The sequence below is a fragment of the Mycobacterium interjectum genome (assembly GCF_900078675.2).
In the GTDB taxonomy this organism is placed as follows: Bacteria; Actinomycetota; Actinomycetes; order Mycobacteriales; family Mycobacteriaceae; genus Mycobacterium; species Mycobacterium interjectum.
The window spans coordinates 204265-205976 of the sequence record NZ_LT546237.1; the positions used below are offsets into that span (position 1 = coordinate 204265).

Sequence of the window (1712 nt, forward strand, 5' to 3'; positions counted from 1 at the left end):
CCGGTCGGGCCGGCGGGATCCGCCGTGGCCGACGCGCTGCGCACGGCGGCGGCCCTGCTCGCGTCCGAGCAGCTCGGGGTGGCCCAGTGGTGTTTCGACACCACGCTGGCCTATGTCAAGCAGCGCAAGCAGTTCGGACGCGCGATCGGCTCCTACCAGGCGATCAAGCACCGCCTGGCGGACCTGTGGTTCGAGATCGGCGCGGCAACGGCGGCCGCGCGCTACGCCGCCGACGCGTGCGCTCGCGACGACGACGACGCGCCGGTCGCGGCCGCCATCGCGCAGGCCTACTGCAGCGGCGTCGCGGTCCACGCCGCCGAGGAGTGCGTGCAACTGCATGGCGGCATCGGCATGACCTGGGAGTATCCGGCGCACCTCTACCTCAAGCGGGCCAAGAGCGACCAGTTGGCGCTCGGCACCGCCTATCGGCACCGCACTCGATTGGCGGAGCTGGTCAACCTGCCGGCGTCGTGACGGCGGGGATGTCGTCGTTGAGCCAGAGCTCCTCGGTGCGGTCGTGGAAGGTGACCAGCGCGACCGTGTCGTCGCGGCGCCGCATCGCCGACTTGCTCATGCTGGCCCACACCGAGTGACCGGATTTGTGCCGCAACTCGACCAGCCGCCTGGCGCCCGTGCCGACCAGCGCCACCCAGCGGTCGTCGGCCGGCAGGCTGTAAAAGATGTGTTCGAACTCCATCTGGAGCAGCTCGTCGGGAGAGTGTCCAACCATGTCGCAGAACGAGTCGTTGGCGAACAGGATGGCGCCCAGGCGGTCGACCGCCAGGGCCGGAGACGGCAGCCGGTCCAAGACGACCAGGGCCGGCATCCGGTGCAGTTCGTCGATCGGCAGTTGGTTGGGCGGCCTCGGGCTTCGACGCTCGATTCGTCGACCGTTGACGGCCGTGGGAATCTTCCCGATCACTCCTACCCCCGTCGTCGCCCTGGCATTGCGCCCCGAAGCGGGAAAGTCGCGCTCAATGCCTGAACGCGATGACAGCAAATGCTATTGGAACGGTCGTGATAAGTCTATAGTTTGCTGACCGTATTAGCTATTTGTCACATGCCAAATTAGTTCTGCGCGCCGTGCACCGCATCGGCACGACTTTTCCTAGCGGAGTTTATTAGCTGTGGGGCGGATTTCTCCGCCCCGGGTGGTGGCTACCCCGGTGTTCAGCAAACTTGGAAACGGGCCGTCGCTAACCCGGCAAAAGTCTCGGTCACCGGCAGGAAGTTCCGGCAGCAACCGCCTCGGGCGGGGATTCGCTAACTGCGGACCGGCGACGGTCGGCCACGTTTGGCTCAGACGGATCGAAATGATTTGGTCCGGCAACGAGCTCCGGCCGCCCGTGGCGGGCTCGCGGTGAGCGGGGCGCTGCTGCAGAGTAAGCGAAATGCGTGTGTTGCTCTCGACATACGATTCGCGCGGGGGCGTCGAGCCGCTGGTCGGCCTGGCCGCGCAATTGCGGGCGCTCGGTGCCGAGGTCCGCATTTGCGCCCCACCGGACGAGGAGTTCGCCGAGCGGGTGGCCGGTCTCGGCGTGCCGCTGGTGCCGTTCGGCGAGTCGGTGCGCGCGATGGTGACCGGCGCGACGCCGCCGTCTGAGGCCGATCTGCGGCGGCACGTCGACGAGCTGATCGCCGCGCAGTTCGACACGGTCGCCGCGGCGGCGCAGGGGTGCGATGCGCTGGTGGCGGCGGGCCTGCTCCCGGCC

At 68.2% G+C, this 1712-nt stretch carries 2 protein-coding genes and 1 pseudogene; 2 read left to right on the top strand and 1 reads right to left on the bottom strand.

Features of this window, described 5'->3' with window-relative positions; translation table 11 throughout:
* On the top strand, window positions 1-474 hold a 474-nt coding region (locus tag BN4348_RS35375; RefSeq protein ID WP_268921166.1), incomplete at its 5' end, for an acyl-CoA dehydrogenase family protein.
* Here the strand turns inward: BN4348_RS35375 and BN4348_RS35380 are convergent.
* Window positions 455-922, bottom strand: a complete 468-nt coding sequence (locus BN4348_RS35380) for a PAS domain S-box protein (protein ID WP_372514154.1) — start codon at window positions 920-922, stop codon at window positions 455-457. The two genes, BN4348_RS35375 and BN4348_RS35380, sit on opposite strands and share 20 nt — an antisense overlap.
* A 469-nt stretch (window positions 923-1391) precedes the next feature.
* Here BN4348_RS35380 and BN4348_RS35385 point away from each other — a divergent pair.
* Window positions 1392-1712 (top strand): annotated as a pseudogene (locus tag BN4348_RS35385) (glycosyltransferase); the annotation flags it as partial.